Annotated in this window: 2 protein-coding genes; both read right to left on the bottom strand. The window is 38.2% G+C overall.

Features of this window, described 5'->3' with window-relative positions:
* Positions 1-120: 120 nt before the first annotated feature.
* Positions 121-432, bottom strand: coding sequence for a DUF523 domain-containing protein (locus FTU66_RS13495; protein WP_180112950.1), 312 nt, complete (start codon positions 430-432; stop codon positions 121-123).
* A 234-nt stretch (positions 433-666) separates the two neighbouring features.
* A protein-coding gene (locus FTU66_RS13490; protein ID WP_119285041.1) for an IS3 family transposase occupies positions 667-1,832 on the bottom strand; the annotation gives its coding sequence in 2 pieces (ribosomal slippage) (positions 667-1,574 and positions 1,574-1,832; 1,167 coding nt in all).
* Positions 1,833-2,028 lie beyond the last annotated feature (196 nt).

Below are 2,028 nucleotides of genomic sequence, written 5' to 3'. Positions count from 1 at the left end.
TCCAGTCAGTGCTTGTCCTGACTGGAGTTGTTTTAAGGCTGTTTCAAAATCAAATGTAGTTGCCATAATGCATCATTCCTGTTTTTAACAGTTTAAGGAAATGACACAGTTTTTTGAACACTACCTAAGCACTACCAGAGTAGCTTTTAATAATTGAACTTTTTTTAAAGTTCTATATGCCCCTTCAATATAGATTGAAGTCACATCCTTTCCTGATTTTTCAATTACACAGGCTTTTCCATCTAAGACATCATCGCCATTACCTCCCGAAATCTCGGCAGGTTCGCGTGGTGTTGATAAACCGCCAAGAATCTCTGGACATACCATAGTAGCTTTTCCATCTTTGACTAATTTTTCGATTTTTTCGTTTAAGCTATGCGTCCCGTTATAACGTACCTTTAAGCCAGCCAGACAAGAACTTACTAAAATCATATTTCCTCTATGAAAAAGATATGTATCGATTTGCTATTTAGCCAGTACCTATTATTTTTTAAAATTAATAGGTTAGTGCTATGGATAAAACAAGAATTTAAATATGATCAATGCAAAGTGAGTTATTTTTTTTCTAACCCACAAAGCTTATAGATTAGTTTGATCCTTTTTGTTTAGAAAATTTATCAACAGTGATGTGTGCTGAATTAGCAGGAGACTTTCACTTGGGAGATTCTAGGCAGCTAACCGATAAAAGTCTTCTGCCATTTGATTTGGTGTCTTAAAATCCAAGCCTTTTTGAATTCTTCGCTGATTATAAAATAACTCTATATATTTTGTAATATCCGCTTTGGCTTCTTCCCTTGTTTTGTAGTTGCGATGATGGACTAGTTCATTTTTGAGTATGCCCCAGAAACTCTCTATCGGTGCATTATCAAAGCAGTCGCCTTTTTTGCTCATTGAACCCTGAAAATCAAATTTCTCAAGTAAGTTTCGATATTCATTACTGCAATATTGGCTGCCTCTATCTGAATGTACAATGAGATCTTTAGCAGGTTTCTGATTGCGAATAGCCATATTCAATGCATCACAAACAAGCTTGGCTGTCATGCGCTCATTTAAGCTATAGCCAACAACCTGTTTCGTGTAAAGATCTTTGACAGCTGCCAAGTACAACCAGCCCTCAGCCGTCCAAATGTAGGTAATGTCACTCGACCACGCAAGATTAGGCTTCGTCATTGAAAACTGTTGCTTGAGTAAATTGTCATAAATAGAACGGTTGTGATCACTGTTCGTGGTTCTTTTGAAACGCTTATGGCGCTTACAATACAACTGATTTGATTTTTTTATTTGGCGCACAGCATACGTACTTATTTTGATACCTTGCGCTTGTAAATGCTTGGTTAATCGAACATAGCCATAGCTTTGTTTGGTTTCTTCATGGGCTATTTTGACCAAAATTGTCTGCTGATTTCGCTGAATTGATCTTTTACTCATGCCTCGCTTTAGCCAATCATAAAAGCGAGAAACGGATACACGAAGTAATCGAGCCATTAAAATAATCGGAAATAAGTGGCTTTGCGATTTCATATAGGCGTACCTCACTGACTTTCTTTGGCAAAGTACGCTGCTGCCTTTTTTAAAAATTCACGTTCCATTTCAGCTGTTTTGAGCTGTTGTTTAAGCTTCTTATTTTCTTCGAGTAAGGCGTTTAGATCGGGCGAATACTGTTTTGTGCCTGCTAAAGTTCCAGCCTTTGCTTTGTTATTCCAGTTCGAAAGGGTTTGCATTGAAATGCCAAGTTGTCTAGCGGATTCCGATACATTACCTTGGTTCTCTTCAATGGCTTTTATGGCTTCAGCTTTAAATTCTGCGGTGTAAGTCTTCTGTTTCTTGCTCATGGTAAACTCCTAATGAGTATGTATAGTTTACCAAGTTAAACCCTCCTGTTTTTTAAGCACACATCAATAGAGTGGGAGTGACGGGCACTGGCTGGCAATGTCTAGCAACGGCAGGCATTTCGGCTGAGGGTAAAAGAACTTTCCGCTAAGCGATAGACTGTATGTAAACACAGTATTGCAAGGACGCGGAACATGC

Source organism: Acinetobacter sp. YH12131 (assembly GCF_013418635.1).
Lineage (GTDB): Bacteria > Pseudomonadota > Gammaproteobacteria > Pseudomonadales > Moraxellaceae > Acinetobacter > Acinetobacter towneri.
This window is presented reverse-complemented; position numbering and strand designations above follow the sequence as displayed.